The organism is Providencia sp. PROV267, assembly GCF_028477825.1.
Lineage (GTDB): Bacteria > Pseudomonadota > Gammaproteobacteria > Enterobacterales > Enterobacteriaceae > Providencia > Providencia stuartii.
Map to the genome: position 1 here is coordinate 132,578 of NZ_JAMPLX010000009.1, position 20,350 is coordinate 152,927.

At 39.4% G+C, this 20,350-nt stretch carries 20 protein-coding genes, 1 tRNA gene and 1 other RNA gene; 7 read left to right on the plus strand and 15 right to left on the minus strand.

All coding sequences use genetic code 11. The features are described from left to right. Window positions 1-98 precede the first annotated feature (98 nt). The 3 genes from PR709_RS07580 to dnaQ all read right to left on the minus strand — a co-directional run bounded on the left by PR709_RS07580 (window position 99) and on the right by dnaQ (window position 2,749). On the minus strand, window positions 99-407 hold the full coding sequence (locus PR709_RS07580) for a helix-turn-helix domain-containing protein (RefSeq protein ID WP_272570844.1): 309 nt from the start codon (window positions 405-407) through the stop codon (window positions 99-101). A gap of 1,389 nt (window positions 408-1,796) precedes the next feature. Continuing rightward, window positions 1,797-1,873, minus strand: a tRNA-Asp gene (locus tag PR709_RS07585). A 114-nt stretch (window positions 1,874-1,987) separates the two neighbouring features. Continuing rightward, window positions 1,988-2,749: a DNA polymerase III subunit epsilon gene (gene dnaQ / locus PR709_RS07590; protein WP_004927092.1), complete on the minus strand. Its 762-nt coding sequence runs from the start codon at window positions 2,747-2,749 to the stop codon at window positions 1,988-1,990. A gap of 54 nt (window positions 2,750-2,803) precedes the next feature. On the opposite strand from dnaQ, the gene rnhA reads away from it, so the two are divergent. After that, complete coding sequence (gene rnhA / locus PR709_RS07595) at window positions 2,804-3,274, plus strand: ribonuclease HI (protein ID WP_004927090.1); 471 nt, start codon at window positions 2,804-2,806, stop codon at window positions 3,272-3,274. Between the two features lie 78 nt (window positions 3,275-3,352). Here rnhA and PR709_RS07600 read toward each other — a convergent pair whose 3' ends face one another. Further along, window positions 3,353-4,078 carry a class I SAM-dependent methyltransferase gene (locus PR709_RS07600; RefSeq protein ID WP_004927087.1) on the minus strand — a complete coding sequence of 242 codons (726 nt, stop codon included), beginning with the start codon at window positions 4,076-4,078 and terminating at the stop codon, window positions 3,353-3,355. Window positions 4,079-4,111: 33 nt separating this feature from the next. Here PR709_RS07600 and gloB point away from each other — a divergent pair, with 33 nt between their 5' ends. From gloB to PR709_RS07620, 4 genes are all read left to right on the plus strand, one after another. Then, a complete protein-coding gene (gloB, locus tag PR709_RS07605) occupies window positions 4,112-4,867 on the plus strand; it encodes a hydroxyacylglutathione hydrolase (RefSeq protein ID WP_004927081.1) in 756 nt (251 codons plus the stop codon). Window positions 4,868-4,945: 78 nt separating this feature from the next. Further along, complete coding sequence (gene mltD, locus PR709_RS07610; protein ID WP_004927077.1) at window positions 4,946-6,283, plus strand: murein transglycosylase D; 1,338 nt, start codon at window positions 4,946-4,948, stop codon at window positions 6,281-6,283. Between the two features lie 567 nt (window positions 6,284-6,850). After that, a complete protein-coding gene (gene tomB / locus PR709_RS07615) occupies window positions 6,851-7,219 on the plus strand; it encodes an Hha toxicity modulator TomB (RefSeq protein WP_004927067.1) in 369 nt (122 codons plus the stop codon). Between the two features lie 79 nt (window positions 7,220-7,298). Continuing rightward, window positions 7,299-7,502, plus strand: coding sequence for an HHA domain-containing protein (locus tag PR709_RS07620; RefSeq protein ID WP_004927064.1), 204 nt, complete (start codon window positions 7,299-7,301; stop codon window positions 7,500-7,502). Window positions 7,503-7,878: 376 nt separating this feature from the next. Here the strand turns inward: PR709_RS07620 and ffs are convergent. Continuing rightward, an RNA gene (gene ffs / locus PR709_RS07625) (signal recognition particle sRNA small type) lies at window positions 7,879-7,975 on the minus strand. A 132-nt stretch (window positions 7,976-8,107) separates the two neighbouring features. Beyond that, on the minus strand, window positions 8,108-8,566 hold the full coding sequence (locus PR709_RS07630; RefSeq protein ID WP_004927062.1) for a YbaY family lipoprotein: 459 nt from the start codon (window positions 8,564-8,566) through the stop codon (window positions 8,108-8,110). Between the two features lie 322 nt (window positions 8,567-8,888). Here PR709_RS07630 and tesB point away from each other — a divergent pair, with 322 nt between their 5' ends. Beyond that, window positions 8,889-9,755, plus strand: a complete 867-nt coding sequence (gene tesB, locus PR709_RS07635; protein ID WP_004927058.1) for an acyl-CoA thioesterase II — start codon at window positions 8,889-8,891, stop codon at window positions 9,753-9,755. Between the two features lie 236 nt (window positions 9,756-9,991). Here tesB and amtB read toward each other — a convergent pair whose 3' ends face one another. From amtB to PR709_RS07660, 5 genes are all read right to left on the minus strand, one after another. Then, window positions 9,992-11,275, minus strand: a complete 1,284-nt coding sequence (gene amtB, locus PR709_RS07640; RefSeq protein WP_014656764.1) for an ammonium transporter AmtB — start codon at window positions 11,273-11,275, stop codon at window positions 9,992-9,994. Window positions 11,276-11,285: 10 nt separating this feature from the next. After that, complete coding sequence (locus PR709_RS07645) at window positions 11,286-11,624, minus strand: P-II family nitrogen regulator (RefSeq protein WP_004927053.1); 339 nt, start codon at window positions 11,622-11,624, stop codon at window positions 11,286-11,288. 193 nt (window positions 11,625-11,817) lie between these two features. Next, on the minus strand, window positions 11,818-13,602 hold the full coding sequence (locus PR709_RS07650; protein WP_004927051.1) for a SmdB family multidrug efflux ABC transporter permease/ATP-binding protein: 1,785 nt from the start codon (window positions 13,600-13,602) through the stop codon (window positions 11,818-11,820). Continuing rightward, complete coding sequence (locus tag PR709_RS07655) at window positions 13,599-15,344, minus strand: SmdA family multidrug ABC transporter permease/ATP-binding protein (protein WP_272570845.1); 1,746 nt, start codon at window positions 15,342-15,344, stop codon at window positions 13,599-13,601. The genes PR709_RS07650 and PR709_RS07655 overlap by 4 nt, the downstream gene beginning before the upstream one ends. 89 nt (window positions 15,345-15,433) lie before the next feature. Next, on the minus strand, window positions 15,434-15,895 hold the full coding sequence (locus PR709_RS07660) for an Lrp/AsnC family transcriptional regulator (protein WP_004927047.1): 462 nt from the start codon (window positions 15,893-15,895) through the stop codon (window positions 15,434-15,436). A 200-nt stretch (window positions 15,896-16,095) separates the two neighbouring features. Here PR709_RS07660 and queC point away from each other — a divergent pair, with 200 nt between their 5' ends. Further along, window positions 16,096-16,794 (plus strand): 7-cyano-7-deazaguanine synthase QueC, encoded by a 699-nt coding sequence (gene queC / locus PR709_RS07665; RefSeq protein ID WP_004927045.1) that lies wholly within the window; start codon window positions 16,096-16,098, stop codon window positions 16,792-16,794. A gap of 52 nt (window positions 16,795-16,846) precedes the next feature. On the opposite strand, the gene PR709_RS07670 is transcribed toward queC, so the two are convergent. The 4 genes from PR709_RS07670 to hupB all read right to left on the minus strand — a co-directional run bounded on the left by PR709_RS07670 (window position 16,847) and on the right by hupB (window position 20,305). Next, window positions 16,847-17,278, minus strand: a complete 432-nt coding sequence (locus PR709_RS07670; protein WP_004927043.1) for an acyl-CoA thioesterase — start codon at window positions 17,276-17,278, stop codon at window positions 16,847-16,849. Between the two features lie 208 nt (window positions 17,279-17,486). Beyond that, window positions 17,487-17,855: a ComEA family DNA-binding protein gene (locus PR709_RS07675; protein WP_004927040.1), complete on the minus strand. Its 369-nt coding sequence runs from the start codon at window positions 17,853-17,855 to the stop codon at window positions 17,487-17,489. Window positions 17,856-18,000: 145 nt separating this feature from the next. Further along, entirely contained in the window at window positions 18,001-19,857 is a 1,857-nt protein-coding gene (gene ppiD, locus PR709_RS07680) for a peptidylprolyl isomerase (protein ID WP_014656768.1), read from the minus strand. Window positions 19,858-20,029: 172 nt separating this feature from the next. Further along, window positions 20,030-20,305 carry a nucleoid-associated protein HU-beta gene (gene hupB, locus PR709_RS07685; protein ID WP_014656769.1) on the minus strand — a complete coding sequence of 92 codons (276 nt, stop codon included), beginning with the start codon at window positions 20,303-20,305 and terminating at the stop codon, window positions 20,030-20,032. Window positions 20,306-20,350: the final 45 nt, after the last annotated feature.

The following is a 20,350-nucleotide window of genomic DNA, read 5'->3' on the forward strand; positions in this document are numbered from 1 at the left end:
GATAAAATAACTAACCCCATAAGTTAGTTTGGTCATATCGAGAAAATATTTCGAGCTGTTTCTTCAATTCTTCCGATTGGTCAGTAGAGCTAAATACATTATGATATTGCACACAGATTTTCCTTTTCCTTTTCGAATACCTGTAAAAAGACCTGATTAAAGAAATCTGTTAATGAAACATCTAATGCATTTAAAATAACAATCAATGTATCTATTGTTATATTACAAACTCCACATTCATAACGTGATATTTGTTGTTGGGAAACATTAACTAGCTTAGCTAGATCTTTTCCTGTCATCGAACGTTCTTTGCGTAATTTATGTATTTCTTTCCCGATAGCTTTGGTAAAAACAGTTCTTGAATCATCGAGTTTATTTTTCGGCATTTGTACCGCATCTACTCTCACTATTTTTCTCCATGCATTAAATTAATTACACTTACCTATTTAAATGTCACTTACATAAATATATCGAACGAAGATAACTAATAAAAATCGATATGCATAGAAACCCATTCCATTTAAAATTCCATTTTAAAATTGAATAAAAAATCTATCTTCAACATGTTTTATGCAACTTTAAGTCTATAGGTATAAATAATGTTGTATTATGTATTGTCACTGAATCAATGCCTATTAATTTACTTGAGCATTGGAGTAAAATCAAACTTCCCCCCTACCATCTGGCAGCACAGAGATCTCCTGTTTACACCATTAAAGAGTAACTTGAATATCGTAAAACCTAGCTATTTTGCTGGCTTCTAGGGCGAATCATTTTAAGACGGTCTATATAAAATGGACTTTTCAACCATAAAAACACTAATTATGACGCAAATAAAGATGAAAATTTTAAATTTTATAAATAGTCATAATCATTAATGAAAATATAAATTAATTAATTTATTAAACACCTCTTATAAAATAGCAAGAAAAAAAATAAATATATATTTTTCATATAGATACAAAGCAGCCCACATTATTTTAAATAATAACCAATCTTTAAATATCAGATAAGACTCCTTCAAAAGTTAACGTTATCTTTTGATTTAGGTAATAATACTAACCACGATTTCATAATCACTTTTAAAATAATAATCAGCATAACTAAAAATAAGACGTGTTAATTTTTAGTTAATTTCATAATATTGGAAAACGACTACTAATTTACATAATATAAATATGCAAGAAAAATGAATATACTCTTATTATGTTTATTTTATTTGAAATTAAATATACTTATAATGAGTATCATAAAGGGATAAAACAAAATTTAACTTTTAAAACCAATTTAAATTGAAAACCATTATTATTATCAAAAACACTTAAAAGTAACATTAAAAGCCATCAAGAAATGAATAAGTGATTTATAGATTATGAATTGAACGATAGTGTTTTAATCGCCCACTAAAAGAGGATTAAATCAATATCATTTATTCAGGATGGGAAATACTAAAAGGTAGTGAAGCAAAATGATTCACACAAAAGGATGGGAGTTAAAGTTATCTAACTAATTTTCTCATCGTCATACCTCAATAACGATCATTAATGTCATGTTAGCTTTCATCTGTTTATTTAGATTTATAAATTGCTTACGTGTAATAGTAGTCTTAACTCAAGACTTCGTTCTCTATTTCATAAACTTTATTACTGACTCGCTGCAATAGCCATGAACACAGATTGGGATATCAAGAGCATCCCCTATCATTACATTTATGAAGGATTTTTCTTTTGTGTATTTGAGGGAACAAAGGCATAAATGCAAAAAGCCCTGATTCTAAGAATCAGGGCTTCGATATCTGGCGGAACGGACGGGACTCGAACCCGCGACCCCCTGCGTGACAGGCAGGTATTCTAACCAACTGAACTACCGCTCCGAACATTCCCCTTGGGAACGCGATGCATATTACGAATACTTTCAATAACAGTCAATACTTTTTCTTGAAAAAACGTGCATTTGAACAGTTTTTAGCCTTAAAAGCGAATAACTGCTAATGAACCGTCTCCCCTTCCTCAGGCGATTGACGCCAGAGACAAGGCTTACCGCCTTTTTTATCGACGATATCTAGCCGCTTTTCATGTTCAATCAGCTCTTCATCCGTCGCATAAAGTACCCTTAACCCACTGACAGGACGGTCTATCCGTTGTACTTCTTCAACATAACTTTCGTTTGAAGTATCTGCTTCCATTGAAAAAGCCAAAGACGTCTGTCCACCAGTCATCGCTAAATAGACATCAGCCAGTATCTCGGCATCGAGCAAAGCCCCATGGAGAGTTCGTTTCGTATTATCAATCAAATAGCGATCACACAACGCATCCAAGTTATTCCGTTTACCGGGAAATATTTGCCGAGCCATGACTAAACTATCCGTTATTTGGCAAAAATCGGCCGTTGGCGGTATATCTTTATTCAATTTGCTAAATTCGTAATCCATGAAGCCAATATCAAAGGGGGCGTTATGGATAATCAGCTCTGCTCCACGAATAAACTCAATAAACTCATCGGCAATATCAGCGAACACGGGTTTATCTTGTAAAAACTCATCACTGATACCATGAACCTCAAAAGCTTCAGGGTCCACGAGACGATCAGGTTTTATATAGACGTGAAAATTGCGCCCCGTCAGCCTACGATTGATAACCTCGACGGCTCCAATTTCAATAATGTTATGGCCTTCATAATGAACGCCCAGTTTGTTCATACCTGTAGTTTCAGTATCGAGGACAATTTGTCTGGTTATCGCCGTGCTCATAATGGATTTTTGTGTCAAACTAGAGATTGATGAATAAGGTAGAGTTTAACAGAAATGACAAAGCAGGTAGAAATTTTCACTGATGGTTCCTGTCTGGGTAATCCAGGTCCAGGTGGTTATGGCATTCTTCTTCGTTACCAACAGCATGAAAAGACACTCAATGAAGGTTTTTTTATGACAACCAATAACCGTATGGAGCTACTTGCTGCTATTGTTGCCCTTGAATCGTTAAAACGACCATGTGATATTATTTTAACCACCGATAGCCAATATGTTCGCCAAGGGATCACACAATGGATCCACAATTGGAAGCGTCGTCAGTGGCGTAAAGCAGATAAGTCTCCGGTAGTGAATGTTGACCTCTGGAAACGCTTAGATACGGCTATCGCTCGCCATAAAATTGATTGGCGTTGGGTAAAAGGCCATGCAGGCCATCCGGAAAATGAAAAATGTGATGAACTCGCACGCCAAGCGGCTGAATCACCAACAAAAGAAGATACAGGTTACCAACCTACACAAGATTAAACGGGTTCAATCCCAACTTGCCTACATTTGCCCACACAGTGTAGGCCTTAATTCATATCGCGTGTTTATCGCTGAAATTTATAATTTTTTGGTGCTATCAGAAATACGCTTTGTTGCCCCCAGTGCAGTGCCTATTTTAACTTTCGGTTGTTTAAATTTGAGCAATGTCGGAGTTAGAGGGTAAGTTCGCTTTCTCGCAACAATCACATTTAAAGTACCTACCCCTTTTATGCGCTGATTTAACCAATTTTCAGGGCCATGCCATGGAAACACCTGACAATTGCGATGGTAAAGTACTTCATAATTCAATACACTAAGCCAATCAAATACCCTTAACGTAGGAAAAAGACGGCTACAATAAGGTTGCTGTTTACGAAGGAACGGCACCATTTTACCGATCCCTAATAAGCTAAATGGGTTAAAGCCAGAAATAATTAGCCAGCCATCATCAACGAGCACACGGTCAACTTCACGCAATACCCAATGGGGGTCATGGCTATATGCCAACATGTGTGAGATTAGGCATGCGTCGATTGATTTGGCCGTAAAGGGAAGCGCTTGTGGTTCAGCGATAACTTGAAAACGAGGGTCATCATTCCCCAAACAAAACTGATGCGATACCATACACTCTTCGGTATCGACCTCAGTACTGAGGTGCCCAAGCTTAAGCAAATGAAAGCCAAATATTTTTGGCCACCAAGGGCGAAGCTGATATTGCAACGCTTGGCGATAGTGTTCCCCAAAAGGGATATCAGACCAACTCACAGGCATCTGGAACTTTTTTTCAATACGCGCTGGCTTCATCAAATTCCCCTTAATCAAAATAGAGAGGTCATTATGGAGTTAATACGAGTCCCTGCTTTAAATGATAACTATATTTGGATTCTGTCTGATAATAACCAACAGTGTATCATTGTTGACCCCGCGGAGTCAGAGCCAGTCCTCGAAATATTGACGCAAAAAAAGCTTACCCCAACGGCTATCTTACTGACCCATCATCACAATGACCATACTGGTGGTGTAAAAGGTATTCTGAAAAACTTCAGTAACCTACCTGTTTTTGGGCCTCAAGAGACTCAAGTTAAAGGAGCAACACAAATCGTTGAGCAAGGTGATAGTGTCAAAATTAACGATTTTAATTTTGATGTTATTGGCTTACCTGGACATACCCTTGGTCATATTGCTTTTTATCAAGCCCCTTATCTATTTTGTGGCGATACCCTGTTTTCTGCTGGGTGTGGAAGGATATTTGAGGGTACACCGGAGCAAATGTATCAATCCATTCAGAAAATTGCTGCTCTCCCTGATGACACATTAATTTGTTGTGCCCATGAATATACTCAATCTAATTTGAAATTCGCTCACCATATTTGGCCTGAAAACACGCAAATTAGCCAATATCAAGAAGAGGTTGCCGCTAAGCGAAACAAAAATCAACCAACTGTACCTACCACGCTAAAAACAGAACGAAAAGTGAATATTTTTTTACAGTGTGATAATGCACAATTGCAAAGAAAATTAAATATAAATCAAGCTAACCCACCACTTAGAGCTGTTTTTACCGTTCTACGTCAATTAAAAGATCATTATTAACGTTTAATTATTGTCTTCTTTGTGTCGGATAAGTATTATTGTTCGACTTTTACACATACAACAAAGAACCAAGACACAATGAAGACAATAGCGACTATTATCGCCATTGTTCTGCTGGCCGGATGCCAATCTTCGCCTCAACAAACCAAGCAGAACAGGTCTTCAGCAAACCACACTATAGAAACCGTTGCTCCACATAATCAGGCAGCAAGCAGACAAATCTCGACGGTAGATAACGACCTTTGGGGTTATATCAGTGATGAGCTGAAGATGGATATACCTGATAATGCTATCATCAGGGAACAGGCAAGTAATTACTATACAAAACAAAGTTTTCTCTACGACGTCACATTAAGGGCCGAACCTTATATGTACTGGATCGTGGACGAAATCGATAATCGTAACTTACCCATGGAATTGGCCCTGATTCCAATCATAGAAAGTTCATTCAATCCAAAAGCAACCTCACCTGCACAGGCGGCAGGATTGTGGCAAATTGTTCCTATCACCGCACGCTCTTATGGCTTAAAACAAGATCAATGGGTCGATGAGCGCCGTGACTTAGTCACATCGACTAAGGCTGCTTTTGATTTGCTCGAAAATTTAAATATCATGTTTGGACATGATTGGGAATTAACCTTAGCCGCTTATAACTGCGGTGAAGGCTGTGTACTGAATGCGATTAAGAAGAATGAAGAAGCTGGGTTGCCAACTGATTTCTGGTCGTTATCTTTACCTAAAGAAACAAAACAATATGTGCCTAAAATATTAGCGCTTAGCCAAATATTAAGAGCACCTGAAAAATATCAAATTAAATTACCGCGTAGTAACCGAAATAGAGCGTTAACTCAAGTCGATGTTGGGCAGCAAATTACATTAACCCAAGCTGCCGAGCTAACAGGTATTTCGGAAGAGTCGCTGAAAATTTATAATTCTGGCTATAAGCGTGGTGTAACATCACCTAATGGCCCACATTATATTATGTTACCGACAGCAAAAGCGGAGCAATTAAAAGTATCACTTTCTGACCAAGCTGTTTTAGATAATATCCGTCTCGCTGTGGCTAAAAATCAGCATCAGAGATCAACCCAACCCGCCAATAATTTCACTTATAAAGTGGCTAAAGGGGAATCGGTTGCAAGTATTGCCAAAAAATTCAATACGACAAGTAAAGAGATAAAGCGGCTTAATGGAATGAAAACGGCCACTATCTATCCGGGCCAAACCCTTAAGATAAAAGGTTCAGCCCCTACTGCCAATAGTCGTAAAACCAAAACTTATAGAGTGAAGAAAGGTGACTCTTATTACAGCATAGCCAAAAGGCATGGGATCAAACTCAATGATTTAATGAGTTGGAATTCAGGTGTCAAAATGGCAGATCTAAAACCTGGTGTCACATTGAACCTCTACTTATAAAATAAGTCTCTGTCATGTACCTACCGATTAATCGGTAGGTATTACTTATTTGGTATTAAAAATTAATTATGCTTATCAATATTGGTATCATATTCAATTACCGTTAATCTTTTCTCTATTTTGTTAAAAAAACCTCTTCAAATTATTTTGCATATCGTTTTTAAGTTAAAATCATCGTTATTTTTTGTAAACAAACGAAAAGTATCTCTAATTGGATATAAAACTCCTTTAAAACTGCGCTTAATTGATATAAATAGCACTATAAGTCCTTTATCCTGCTTTATTTTTGAAAAAAAACCGCGGTCAGGTGGTGACTTATGTAATAAAAGTGCTATATTATTAGCACAGCGAAAACTGTTAGCGCTGCTAGCCCGTATTTGAATATTACTGATATAATTATTGATAATTCTAAAAATTACACCTACTTTGTTACAAAGTATATATAACCTAATGCGTTGATTAGTAAATGCTTATGTTAATAACCAAGGTGTTTTATTTAGTTTGTACTAGATTATTTAGATATAGAAATACACATAGCAAAGGTTAGTCTCGCCTGCGGAGGTGATTATGGATGAATATTCACCCAAAAATTATGATATATCTGAGTTAAAATACTTGTGTAACAGTTTGAATCGAGAAGCAATGTTAAGCTTACAGAAAACTAATACACACTGGGTCAATGATTTAAGTTCACCACAAAGTGCTAGACTTAATGAACTCATTGAACATATTGCAGCCTTCGTGTGGCAATTTAAGATAAAATATCCCAAAGAGAATCTCGTTATATCATTAGTTGAAGAGTATCTTGATGAGACTTATGATTTATTCGGAAGCCCTGTAATAACTCTAAGTGAAATTATTGACTGGCAGAGCATGAATCAAAATCTAGTTTCCGTACTTGATGATGATTTAAAGTGCCCTGCAAGCAAAACATAAAGATATTATTCGTCGCTATATAAACTATAACATAGCATGTTATAAAGCTTTTTTAATTATCAATAAAAGAAAGGGTATTATGACCAAAACTGATTATCTGATGCGTTTAAGAAAATGCACAACCATCGATACACTTGAGCGTGTTATTGAGAAAAATAAGTATGAGCTTTCTGAAGATGAGTTAGAATTGTTCTATTCAGCTGCTGACCATCGCCTTGCAGAACTCACTATGAATAAACTTTATGACAAAATCCCTGCATCGGTTTGGAAATTTGTTAGGTAACTACTTATTAATATGCACAGATAATAACTGGTTATAGCCGATAATTCATTTTATCGGCTTAATGTGTATATTGTCTTTCATTCTATTATTATACATTGTAAACAATGTATCCATCGCGCTCGTATTTTATCCAATTAAGCTTTGGATATTCATAATTAGACAGCTTCTCAATAGCGCTACGCTTATTCATAAAGAATTTATAAAACCTTACAAATAATCGTCGCTTTATCTTATAAAAATAGCATTAAAATTAATAATACTCATTTCAAATTTACGATTTTGCTATTTTATCTGCCAATGAATATTAGCTTAAGTTATAAGATGAAAGAGGGGGGAAATAAACAGATAGGTTACTTAACTCATAATTGGGTGGGGGCCCTGCCAGCGACATCCCGGCACACACATCTCCTGCTGTGGCTGCTTCTTTCCAGACCTGACCAAATTAACAAGTTAGTGTTGCGGGAGAACCAACAGAGCCCCCATAGATTGCTTCCTAAAAAGCAGGAGGCATTATGCTTGATGACAACTAAAATAGCAAGAAAACTACTGCCAAGTGCTGATTTCTTGCACAAAATACGTAATTAATGATATTTATTAAAAAATAATCAACTGGTGGGTTCAATAACTAACCTAATTTCTTTGCTCGTATCATCACTAGTAGAGAGATTTTCTACTTTGGAAATCAGCAAGATATTACCATCAACAGATACTGTCGCTCTCATCGCAAGATGGGCATCTGGGCGTACTTCATTCTTTTGATAGCTTAATTCAAAAGGAAAAGGAGACTGTTTGCCTAAAGTCTCATAATATTTTTGTGATAAGATCAACGCAGGTAGTTCCGCGATTGAAATATCCGCTAAGGTTACTGTAATCACGGCATTCTGAGGCAATTTGACCTGCTGCGGAATGACAACTTGCCCTCTAATGACGTCAGTGTCTAAATGCTGCTTTGCATTATGGCTGTGATTGTTAACCTTCGTCTCTTTTACATTATTATTATTACCTTCACAACCGACCAAAAAAGCAGGCAGAACAAAGCCAATTATGCATAGGTGTAGTTTCATAATAAATGTCCAAAAAACAATTTGTTGTTAAGTATTTTTATACTAATCAGAGTGTGATTTTTACTGAAGGCGAATTGATTATAGCTAAAAAATACTCACCAACAAAATATTCTTTCAAAATGTAACAAACAACATCAAAATGTAATCAACTGTTGAACATAGCGGCCTAAACGGTAGTCATCGCCTATTTAAAATCATAGCCAGCCATGCTTTCTGCTATTGATATATAAAAGCGATAAGACAAAAAACGCTCTACCTATTTTTATGTATTAATGGGAAAATACCCGCATCTGATAAATATTAATCAACTTTCAAGGTTGCTATGAGCCCAGAATTGCAAAATTTAATCAGCCTATTGGAGCTGGAAAAAATCGAAGAGGGTATTTATCGAGGTCAAAGTGAAGATCTTGGATTACCTCAAGTATTTGGGGGGCAAGTTGTTGGTCAAGCCATGTACGCAGCGGAACAGACTATCCCCGAAGGTCGCGTAATAAATTCATTCCATAGCTATTTCTTGCGTCCTGGTGATAGCCAACGCCCTATTGTCTATGATGTCGAAATATTAAGAGATGGTGGCAGCTTTAGTACACGACGCATCAGCGCAATACAACATGGCAAGCCCATCTTTTTTATGACGGCCTCTTTCCAAGCACAAGAAGAGGGGTTTAATCACCAGAACCTCATGCCAGATGTTCCTTTACCAGAGACACTGGCATCACAGGATGAAATCATTCAACGTTTGGCAACCCAATTGCCCGAGTCGGTCAAAAAGTATGCTTTGCGCCCAAATCCTTTTGAGTTTCGGCCTATTCAATTTTACAGCCCATTTAATAACCCACCGCAAGAGCCTTTTCGTTATATTTGGTTTAAAGCCAAAGGCCAATTGCCTGATATTCCCTCATTACACAACTACTTATTAGGCTATGCGTCTGACTATAATTTTTTACCTGCAACCCTACAGCCACATGGCCGTGGGTTTATGGAGAGAGATTTGCAAGTCGCAACAATCGATCACTCAATGTGGTATCACCGACCATTTAAAATTGATGATTGGTTACTCTATGCCATTGAAAGCCCTTCCGCTTCTGGAGGACGAGGCTTTGTTAAAGGGCAAATTTATGACCGACAAGGGGTCTTAGTGGCAACAGCGGTTCAAGAAGGGGTGATCCGTAAAAGAAGGCCTCGCTAAGTCAACTATAGCTAATTAGTGCGAGTACTCACTAACTATTTTGTGAGTTAAAAAACGCCCCCAGTAATGGGTTATCCAACTATTGGGGGTCATTCACTATTTTCGCTTTAGTTTGGGATATCGTGACCGCACTCATCTATCATTATGTTTATCAAGATATTGAGATGCAGGTGTTGAACAGCTTTAGTTTGATAAACTTCCTTGTATGTTAGTACCAACTCACTTTTTGGCTTCGATCAATTATAGGCACTCTCTCCATGATAAGTGATATCAAGCCCTTCTCGCTCCTGTTCAACATCAACACGTAAGCCTGTTGTCTTATCTGCGATTAAAAATGCAAGGTAAGCAACAATTGAGGTCCAAACAACACAAATAAGTATGCTAAATGCCTGAATGCCAACTTGTTTTATCATTGTTATACCTTCTGCATACCCCATCCCCCCGAGAGCCGCCGAAGTAAACACCCCCGTGAGTAAGCACCCAACCACCCCGCAAACACCATGAACACCAAAGACATCACAAACATCATCAACTTTTAACCAACGTTTTAAAACCACAACCCCCCATAACCCAGCAATACCTGAAAGTAGGCCGATAATTAATGCTCCTGCAACCCCAACCGTTCCTGCTGCGGGTGTAACACCAACCAACCCCGCTAAGCACCCTGAGCAGGCACCTAACAATGAGGGCTTATCCCTAAATATCCATTCAGCAAGTACCCATGAAAGTATTGCTCCGGATGCCGCTACCACCGTATTAATAAATGCCAAGGCCGCGACGGAATTCGCACTTCCCGCTGACCCCGCATTAAAACCAAACCAACCGATAAATAAGATTGCGGTACCCATAAACACCATCGGCAAGTTGTGAGGCTTTATGACTTCTTTACCCAACCCTGTGCGCTTTCCAAGTAAGTAAGCACCAACAAGCCCAGCAACAGCGGCATTAATATGAACGACAGTGCCTCCAGCAAAGTCCAAAGCACCATCTTGGGCAAGGAGTCCTCCTCCCCACACCATATGAGCAATAGGCAAATAAGCAAAGGTTGTCCAAATGACAGTAAATATCAGTATTGCAGAAAATTTAACTCGTTCGCCTAACGCACCAACCACCAACGCAACCGTCAAACAAGCGAAAGCACCTTGGAATGCGACATGAATAAATTGAGGGATGGTGGCAGATAAGCTGTCAATATTGATACCCTTGAGCATAAATTGGCTTAATCCCCCAAAAAAGCTATTGCCCTCACTAAATGAAATACTGTAACCATAGATAACCCAAATCACTGAAACAAGTGCAAAAATAACCATAGTTTGCGCCATCAGTGCGAGGACATTTTTGCTTCTCAGTAACCCGCCATAAAATAAAGCAATACCCGGAACGATCATGAATAGGACTAATGCAGTGCAAACCATCATAAATGCGTTATCCGCTTTATCGACACCATCATCAGATGCAAACACTCTTGCAGGAAAACTTGCTATAAATAGCCAACACAAACGTTGAAACAGTTTACTCATCGCTACTCTCCTATAGTGCTTCATCTTGTTTCTCGCCAGTACGGATACGTATGGCTTGCTCAAGCTCTAATACAAATATTTTCCCATCACCTACTTGCCCTGTATTTGCTGCTTTTTCTATTGACTCAATAACGAGATCGGCAAATTCATCGGAAACAGCAATTTCTAGACGCACTTTTGGTAAGAAGTCGACGGTATATTCTGCACCACGATATAATTCAGAATGTCCTTTTTGCCGCCCAAAACCACGCACTTCAGTCATCGTAAGGCCTTGTATCCCTATATCTGAAAGAGCCTCTCTGACCTCGTCTAACTTAAAAGGCTTAATAATTGCGATGATATATTTCATTTTCCCTCCGGATAATATGATCCCCTACCTATCCAGCTAAAGACGTACGACAACATCATCATTGGCTGCAACTACACTAACAGCAAATAGCATGCCAAAATTAATTATGCTTATAATTCAAATAGTCATCGCAAAAGAAAAGGCCACTCATCCGAGTGGCCTTTTGACGATGCGTTAAAAATGTGCAAACAGGCTAATTCAATAACGCTTCAGGCTCCATATCATCATGCAAATTCAACGATTCACCGACCTGTTGAAGCTGATACATTTGATAATAACGCCCTTTTTGTTGCAGTAGCTGTGTATGACTACCTTTTTCAACAATTGCACCACGATGAAGCACAACAACCTGATCGGCATCGACAATTGTGGATAATCGGTGTGCAATAACCACAAGTGTAGTCGTTTGGCGGATTATACGCAGTGCTTTTTGAATAGCCTGTTCTGTACCTGAATCGATATTGGCTGTCGCCTCATCCAGAATTAATATTTTGGGTGTTGCAACTAAGACCCGAGCCATCGCGAGTAGTTGCCTTTGCCCGACAGAAAGCGTATTCCCCTGTTCTCCTAGTAGCGAATCTAATCCTTCTGGCAGTGATCGAACATGCTCAGCTAACTGTACAACATCGAGAACCTGCCAAACTTTTTCTTGGGTTATCTCACGCCCTAACGCGACATTATCAAAGAAAGATGCCGCTAGAACGACAGGATCCTGTTGCACCATCGCGATCCCATTACGTAAAACTTGATGTGAAAGTGTGTGTAAGGAACGTCCATCAAGTAGGATCTCCCCTTGCTGCCAAGGGTAATAGCCCATAATCAGGTTTGCGATGGTACTTTTCCCACTTCCCGTGTGACCAACTAAAGCAACAAAGCTATTTTCAGGAATATGAAGATTGATATCCGTTAACACTTTTTTGTCATCACGATACGCAAAAGATAACCCCTGAATATCAATAGCACCACTTTGTAATGGCTGTATATTATTGCCATAAGCTTGTTTCGGACTATCCATTAATTCAAACACTCGCTCACCTGAAACGACCGCTTGTTGCAACATAGATTGTTGAGAGGTCAATTCGATGAGAGGCTCATTTAAACGTCCAAGATAGTTGATAAAAGCATATAAAACCCCAACACCAATTGTGCTCGTACCATCAAATCCAAACAATAACAGTAACCCACAAAGCACCGATGCCGAGATCAAGCTAAGCAGAGGTCGAAGTAATAACCCATCCAGTTTTAATGCCTTCATGCGTGCAAGGTAGTGATCTTGACTAGCCTCTAACATTTTCTCGCCAAACCGAGCTTGTTGGCGGAATTGCTGGATCACTGTCATGCCATTGATCACTTCATTAAAGCCATTATTTATTTCAGCAAGATAAGAACGAACGCGGCGCACAATCGGAGTACTTAGCCGTTGATACACGAGCATCACCACCATCACGGCTGGAAAAATCATGACTGCCACTAAAGCCATGCGCCATTCAAGGGTAAACATCGCGATAAGCATCGCACAAATTAGCGCTAAACTACGGAAGACTGTCGGCACAACCATCACAAATAGGTCTTTAATAACTTCGGTATCATTAGTAACACGGGAAATGATTTGACCTACAGGTTGTTTATCAAACGCACTTAATGGTTGTCTTAATGCTGAGTTCATTACGTCGGTACGTAAAGCCTGAACCACGCCAACAGCCGCTTTGTTAAATAAGATCGTTTGATAATAATGTAAGAGTGCAGCAGCAATCTGTAATAACACAAAACCAACTGCTAAATATAAGGTTAACGGCATGATGATCTGTTTCTTAGCCACCATGTTGTCAATAAAATAACTAATCAGCAAAGGCCCACTAACTTCAGCCGCAGCAGCGACCCATAGCATAACAATGGCAACCGACATTGTACCGCGGTGAACTTTGCCATAGCTAAGTAAGCGTTTTAACGCTGGCCACAATGGTTTTTTCTGACTCATAAATCACCATCCAAAGTGGCTTCGATTTGTTGATAATGGTACATATCTTTATACCATCCAGGTTGGACTGATAACGTTGAGTGAATACCTTCCGCCGCAATGCTTCCTTGGGATAACACGAGAATATTATCAGCGTCGACTAACGCAGATAGGCGGTGTGCACTAATGATTAATGTTTTACCCTCTCGCCAGCGACTTAAATTTTGTAAAATAGTAAATTCAGTCTGCCCATCCACCGCCGATAACGCATCATCTAAAATTAAAATTTCGGCATTTTGCAAAATAGCGCGTGCAATAGAAATTCGCTGTTTTTGCCCACCAGACAACATTACGCCACGCTCACCCACTTGGGTTTGGTAGCCTTCAGGTAACCTCAAAATATCATCATGTACGCAAGCAATACGCGCAGCTTCCTCAATCTGCTCTACTGTGGCTTGTGGGTTGCCTAATGCGATATTCCCTGCAATCGTATCAGAGAATAAAAAAGGTGATTGGTTAACAACGGCTAAACGACCTCGCCACTCATCTAACCGAATCTCAGATAACGGTTTCCCCTGATAAGAAATCGCGCCTTCAGTAACATCGAATTGGCGCTGGATCAGCGTAATAAGTGTTGATTTCCCTGAACCTGTCGGGCCACATAGTCCTAAAAATTGCCCCGGTTTGAGGTCAAATTGAATGTCGTGGAGTGCGACTCTATCTGTTTCAGGGTAGCTAAACGTTTTAATTCTCGCGCTCAATGCCCCTTTTTCAGCACCCAGTGATTGATGCCCATCTTCAATATCGAGCGGCTCATCAAGTAAACTTCGGATACGACTATAAGCAGCACTACCACGCTCTACGATATTAAACATCCATGCCAATGCCAGCATAGGCCAAATCATTAGCCCCAAGTACATCACAAAGCTAGTCAGTTCACCGAGCGTCAATGTTCCTTGTAATACCATCCAACTGCCACCGCCAATAGCAAGCAAGTTAGCCATACCGATAGCAATAAAAATGGTTGGGTCAAAGCGTGCATCAACTCTGGCAACATGCATATTACGCCGCCCTGCTTCTGTCGCAACCTGCTCAAATTGGTTTGATTGGTGATCTTCAAGACCAAAAGCTTTAATCATGCGAATACTGGTTAAACTCTCTTGAGCATGATTATTTAGGGATGAAAATGCGCCTTGGGCATGTTTGAAACGATGATGTAATTGGTCGCCATAGCGTTTAATAACTAGTGCCATAATTGGCATAGGAATTAATGCTAATAACGTTAACTGCCAACTGATCTCCACGCTCATCATGATCAATACCGCACATCCCATGACTAAGGAATCAACAAACGTCAGTACCCCTTCCCCCGCTGCAAAAACAACGCGGTCAACATCATTGGTTGTACGCGCTATTAAATCCCCCGTTCGATAGCGTAGATAGAAAGACTGATTTTGTAGGCTTAATTGGCGATAGAATTTTTGTCGCAATTGTACGGCTAACTTATAGGATGCTCCGAATAACCAAATCCGCCACACATAGCGCAGCCCATACACAACGACAGCGATAAATAACATCAAGGCGACATAAGATACTAGCTGGCTCGTAGCCATCGTCTGGTTGCTAATACCATCAACAACAACGCCCACAAGCCGTGGAGGAACAAGCTGTAAAATAGCAATAATAATGAGAAAGCAAACCGCGCCAACATAGCGCCGCCATTCACTAAGAAAATACCAGCTTAATTGTGAAAATAATCGCACTGAGTTACTGCCTTGAATAAGATTTAATATTTGCCATTATGTGGCATCCTAACGATGCAAAACAATTGAGAAAAGCAGAACTAACAACACTAATCAGGAATAGGTAGCGCTGTCGTATACTTGATTTTTTCCATTGCAAAACTAGAGGTTACATCAATCAGGCCATGAACGCCATTAACCAGTTTCTTATAAAATAGATCGTAGGATTTCATATCTTTGACTTCGACTTGCATCAGATAATCATACTCTCCTGCCATACGGTAAAACATAAGGACTTCAGGGAGTTGGCTAACAAAAGAGACAAATTGTTCATACCACTCGCTGTTATGGTGTTGCGTTTTGATCATAACAATAACCGTTAGACCGAGACCTAATTTTTCCCCATCAAGCAAGGTTACTCGGTGGCGAATGTACCCTTCATCCTCCAAGCGTTTCAACCTTTTCCAACAAGGAGTCGACGTCAAGTTAACGGCCTCTGCAAGTGCATTTAAAGATAGACTACTGTCATTTTGCAACAAGCGAAGCAACTTTTTATCTATCTTATCTAACATAGGTATTCTCTTTTTATTTATAAAAAAATATCACTGTCGACTTTATATAATAGAATGATTTTACCTAAATAGATTTACGACAGCATAAATAATTCATCAATAACCACAAAAAGACAAAAATTTCCCTGTTCATCACACGCTAGCATCATTACCATGACCCATCAGTTAAGTATTTATATTTTTGAGTAGGAGAAGTATTTATGAAACGTGCTGTTGTTGTCTTCAGTGGTGGTCAAGACTCGACGACTTGTCTCATTCAAGCTTTAAAAATGTATGATGAAGTCCATTGTGTCACCTTTGATTATGGACAACGTCATCGGCTTGAAATTGAAGTGGCTCAAAAGCTAAGCCATTCACTGGGTGCAGCCGCGCATAAAATCCTTGATGTAAACCTACTCAATGAGTTAGCCGTAAGCAGTTTGACCCGCGACAATATCCCTGTACCCGACTATAACGAAAGTGCAACTAATGGGCTACCTAGCACTTTTGTTCCGGGTAGAAACATTCTCTTTTTAACGCTTGCAGCCATCTACGCTTACCAAGTCCAAGCAGAGGCGGTTATCACAGGCGTATGTGAAACCGATTTTTCAGGCTACCCTGATTGCCGAGACGAATTTGTTAAAGCACTTAACCATGCCGTAAACCTTGGGCTAGCAAAAGATATCCGCTTTGAAACGCCTTTAATGTGGCTCGATAAAGCACAAACATGGGCACTTGCAGACTATTATGGGCATTTAGAAACCATACGTGAGCAAACGTTGACTTGTTATAATGGTATACAAGGTGACGGTTGTGGGGAGTGTGCTGCATGCCACCTTCGCAGTAAAGGCTTGAACTATTATTTAAGCCATAAAGAGTCGGTGTTAGCTTCTCTAAAAAAACTCGCTAATCTCGCTTAGTACTTTGCTTGCTAACCACACCGGAGAGTTAGCAACTTTCCGGTGTTAATGATTAAGCGGCAATAAAATCTTCAGTACTACTTTTGGATAATAACTCAAGTTTTTCGCGCAGTTCCCCTTCAATCTTAATGGATTTATTCAGCGCTAAATCAATAAAGACAAAAGTCACCTTTGCATCTGACACCACTTCTCTCTTACCTTGCCTTTCGCGTGTTATTTGCTGATAGCACAACGCACTTTTAGTACCAATTTTTTCAATACGCGTTGTCACTGTTAGCTCATCGCCAAGTATGGCACCATGAAAATAGTTCACATTGATATTAACCGCCACCATGGCAAGCTGGCTTTTTAGCGCCCAGCCCAGAAAATTGTGCTCATCCATACAAGCCCATCTATCTGATTCATAAAACTCCAGATAACGTGCGTTGTTCACATGTTGGAAAACATCAATATGATAACCACGTACTTTAATTTGCGTTGCCATAACTACTCCGACCAGTTGCTATTCGTTACAAAAATATAACAAACAATCATGCTATTTGCTGAAATGTTCTATTTTCTTCGATACTGATCGCATTTTTTATGTATCAAGGCAAGTATTACAATAATAGGATCGTCTTAGATCACACTATAATATTGGCATTCACCACAAATAAGATTAAGTGCCCACAACAAGGTGGGCACACAGCTCACTATAGCGCTAGCTTGCCTCTGTTTTTCTCTAAAAATGCAGGCCCTATTCCACGTACTTCCAAAATATTTTCAAGAGTATTAAATGCGCCATATTTCTCCCTATACTCAACAATAGCTTTCGCTTTTTGTATGCCAATTCCATGAAGCTTTTTCGCTAACTCTTCGGCACTCGCTTGATTGATGTTCACTTGATTTGTCTCTTTCAAATTCTCCGATGGTTTTTCCTCCTTAGGCTTTTTACTAACCACCGCCGCCACTGGCTTATCAGCTTCTGCTTTTTTTGCTAGCGCCGATTGTGAGCACATTAATATCGTCAGAATAACGGCAGCGCTGCCTAATGATTGCTTTATAAATTTCATCCATGTCATTGATGTTCTCCTGTTTAAATTGAGATGCCACAATGCCAAATTTATTATGCAAAAGCTTTTTTGTGATGATAGAAATGAGAAAGGCCACCCAAAGGTGGCCTCAACTTATTTTTGTTGCACTTAGAATTACGAGCGGCTTCGCAATTTAGTCTAAATTAATCACTTCAATTTTGGCGTTATTACGTAAGTTCTGAATCAAAGCTTCATTTACCGCCATTCCCATCATACCACGGTAGTTTGCGGTTAACTGCTCAAGCTCTTTATCTGAAGCTTTGCCTGGGATCACTTTATCAAGTTGAATAATGACTAAATTATCTTTTTCGTCACGCACTGTTGTATAAGTTGCTTTGCCGTCAGCAGGTTTCGCCATTGCCATTGCCGCGCCAATAACTGGCGTTTGAGGCATCAAGCGTGAAACCTTTTCAGGTGCAGAAAACTGAATATTTGCAGTATCACCTTTACCTTCTTTCAAGGCTGCGACTAATTTCTCGCCTTCAGCTTTTAATGCTGCATTCGCTTTCTGGCGTTTAACGAGTGTTTCAACTTGAGATTTAACAGCTTCTAATGGTTGAGTTTGCTCCGGTGCATATTGTGATACACGGACAACAAATGCACGGTCACCTTGAACGTCGATAACATCTGAGTTAATCCCCGTAGAACCATTTTGATCCACTAAACGTTCACTGAATATTTCGTTGATCACTTTAGGGTAATTAAGCGCTGCTGGCGGATTATTTTTATCAAACCAATCCGTTGCCACCACTTTTAAACCTGATACTTCTTCAACTGAAGCAAGTGACTCATTATCATTTGTGGCCGCTTCACTGACTTTCTGCTGTAAGTCATAAAACTGCTTACTATTTTTGTCCTGAATCAGTTTATTTTTAATCTCATCCTTCACCGAGTCGAGAGGCTTAATACTTTCAGGTTTGATATCATCCAAACGGAAAATCACAAAATTTGAATCTGACTTAATAGGTGTAGAGATTTGCCCTTTTTCCGTTAAGTTAGCGTTAACGATTTCAGAGGGCGTCGAGGCTTCTTCCATCCAACCAATGATACCTTTATTACCCGCACTAAGCTTATCGGTTGATTTCTCAGTCGCTAACGCCACAAAATCAGCACCGGCTTTTAGCTCATCAATGATAGCGTTAGCTTCTTTCTCTGACGCCACTTGGATCATGCTGTAGTGCTTTTGCTCAGCTTGAGTGTAGTTTTTTAGGTTTTGCTCATAATACGTTTTTACCTCTTCATCAGTGACTGATTGTGGAGGTAAAGCTGCCGCGTCTATTTCTACATAGCTAACTTGCACTTTCTCAGGAGCAATAAAGCTATCCTGATTCGCATTATAGTAAGCTTTAATTTCATCTTCAGTCGCCGTCTGCTTTGCTTGTTCATCGGCTAACGAAAGGGTCGCTACACGAATTTCGCGCTCTTGTAAAACGAGCTCTGCATATGTTTTCACTTCTGAAGGTAGCGCAAAATCGGTTTTAATAAATGAATCAGAAAGCTGAGAGAGAATTAAATTAGCACGGACTTGTTCCGCTAAGTTATCAGCACTGTAGTTATTTGCTGCCAATATCTGACGATACTTATCGCCATCAAATTTTCCATTAGTTTGGAACACTGGCATTTCAAAAATTGCATCCTTTACCTGCTGATCACTGGCAGATAAGTTTAATTCATTAGCATACTCAGCCATTAACGTACTGTTAATCAAGTTATTTAAAACCTGATTACGCAAAAATTTCATGCTCTCTTCATTGCCAGCAATTTCAGAGAACTTATCACCCAAGGAATCTTGTAAAGACTGACGCTCTTGCGAGAAAGCCGTTTGGAATTGCTCCCTGCTAATTGACTGTCCATTAACTTTAGCAGCATCATTACTTGAACCGCCAATCATGTAACCAGCAACCCCTGTCAGCACGAATGACAGGATAATAATAGCCAGTAGCACTTTGATAAAAGGACTGTTCGCTTTCGTGCGTAGATTGTCCATCATAAAAAGGCTTAACTCCGCTTGTTAAATTCAATTTCCTAATAATACGCTAATCTTAACCCAGATTGAAAAAAAAGCGCACCATTTCCATGATGCGCCTCTATATTAGCTGATTAATATTATTCAGTCAGTGTGTGTTTTAGAAAAAATAAAACAAAACCAAAAGAAAACTGAATTAGCTATTAACCGCGTCTTTTAAACCTTTGCCCGGACGGAAAGCAGGTACTTTCGCCGCAGCGATCTTAATCTCTTTACCTGTTTGTGGGTTACGTCCTGTACGAGCGGCACGCTCACGAACAGTGAATGTACCAAAGCCAACTAAAGCAACATCGTCACCTTTGCTTAGTGAAGTCGTTACAGATGCAACAAACGCATCAACAACGCGACCAGCTGCAGCTTTAGAAATGTTCGCTTCAGAAGCGATTTGATCAATCAGTTGAGACTTATTCACTCTTATCATCCCCATATTAGTTTTGACTATGATCTTAATTAGGCT

Excerpts from the sequence above, each read along its gene's own strand:
- PR709_RS07650 (WP_004927051.1), bottom strand. The coding sequence starts at position 13,602 with ATGAGTCAGAAAAAACCATTGTGGCCAGCGTTAAAACGCTTACTTAGC.
- ppiD (WP_014656768.1), bottom strand. The coding sequence starts at position 19,857 with ATGATGGACAATCTACGCACGAAAGCGAACAGTCCTTTTATCAAAGTG.
- mltD (WP_004927077.1), top strand. The coding sequence starts at position 4,946 with ATGAAGACAATAGCGACTATTATCGCCATTGTTCTGCTGGCCGGATGC.
- tesB (WP_004927058.1), top strand. The coding sequence starts at position 8,889 with ATGAGCCCAGAATTGCAAAATTTAATCAGCCTATTGGAGCTGGAAAAA.
- rnhA (WP_004927090.1), top strand. The coding sequence starts at position 2,804 with ATGACAAAGCAGGTAGAAATTTTCACTGATGGTTCCTGTCTGGGTAAT.
- PR709_RS07600 (WP_004927087.1), bottom strand. The coding sequence starts at position 4,078 with ATGAAGCCAGCGCGTATTGAAAAAAAGTTCCAGATGCCTGTGAGTTGG.
- PR709_RS07670 (WP_004927043.1), bottom strand. The coding sequence starts at position 17,278 with ATGGCAACGCAAATTAAAGTACGTGGTTATCATATTGATGTTTTCCAA.
- tomB (WP_004927067.1), top strand. The coding sequence starts at position 6,851 with ATGGATGAATATTCACCCAAAAATTATGATATATCTGAGTTAAAATAC.
- gloB (WP_004927081.1), top strand. The coding sequence starts at position 4,112 with ATGGAGTTAATACGAGTCCCTGCTTTAAATGATAACTATATTTGGATT.
- PR709_RS07645 (WP_004927053.1), bottom strand. The coding sequence starts at position 11,624 with ATGAAATATATCATCGCAATTATTAAGCCTTTTAAGTTAGACGAGGTC.
- PR709_RS07660 (WP_004927047.1), bottom strand. The coding sequence starts at position 15,895 with ATGTTAGATAAGATAGATAAAAAGTTGCTTCGCTTGTTGCAAAATGAC.
- PR709_RS07675 (WP_004927040.1), bottom strand. The coding sequence starts at position 17,855 with ATGACATGGATGAAATTTATAAAGCAATCATTAGGCAGCGCTGCCGTT.
- PR709_RS07620 (WP_004927064.1), top strand. The coding sequence starts at position 7,299 with ATGACCAAAACTGATTATCTGATGCGTTTAAGAAAATGCACAACCATC.
- dnaQ (WP_004927092.1), bottom strand. The coding sequence starts at position 2,749 with ATGAGCACGGCGATAACCAGACAAATTGTCCTCGATACTGAAACTACA.
- PR709_RS07630 (WP_004927062.1), bottom strand. The coding sequence starts at position 8,566 with ATGAAACTACACCTATGCATAATTGGCTTTGTTCTGCCTGCTTTTTTG.
- queC (WP_004927045.1), top strand. The coding sequence starts at position 16,096 with ATGAAACGTGCTGTTGTTGTCTTCAGTGGTGGTCAAGACTCGACGACT.
- amtB (WP_014656764.1), bottom strand. The coding sequence starts at position 11,275 with ATGAGTAAACTGTTTCAACGTTTGTGTTGGCTATTTATAGCAAGTTTT.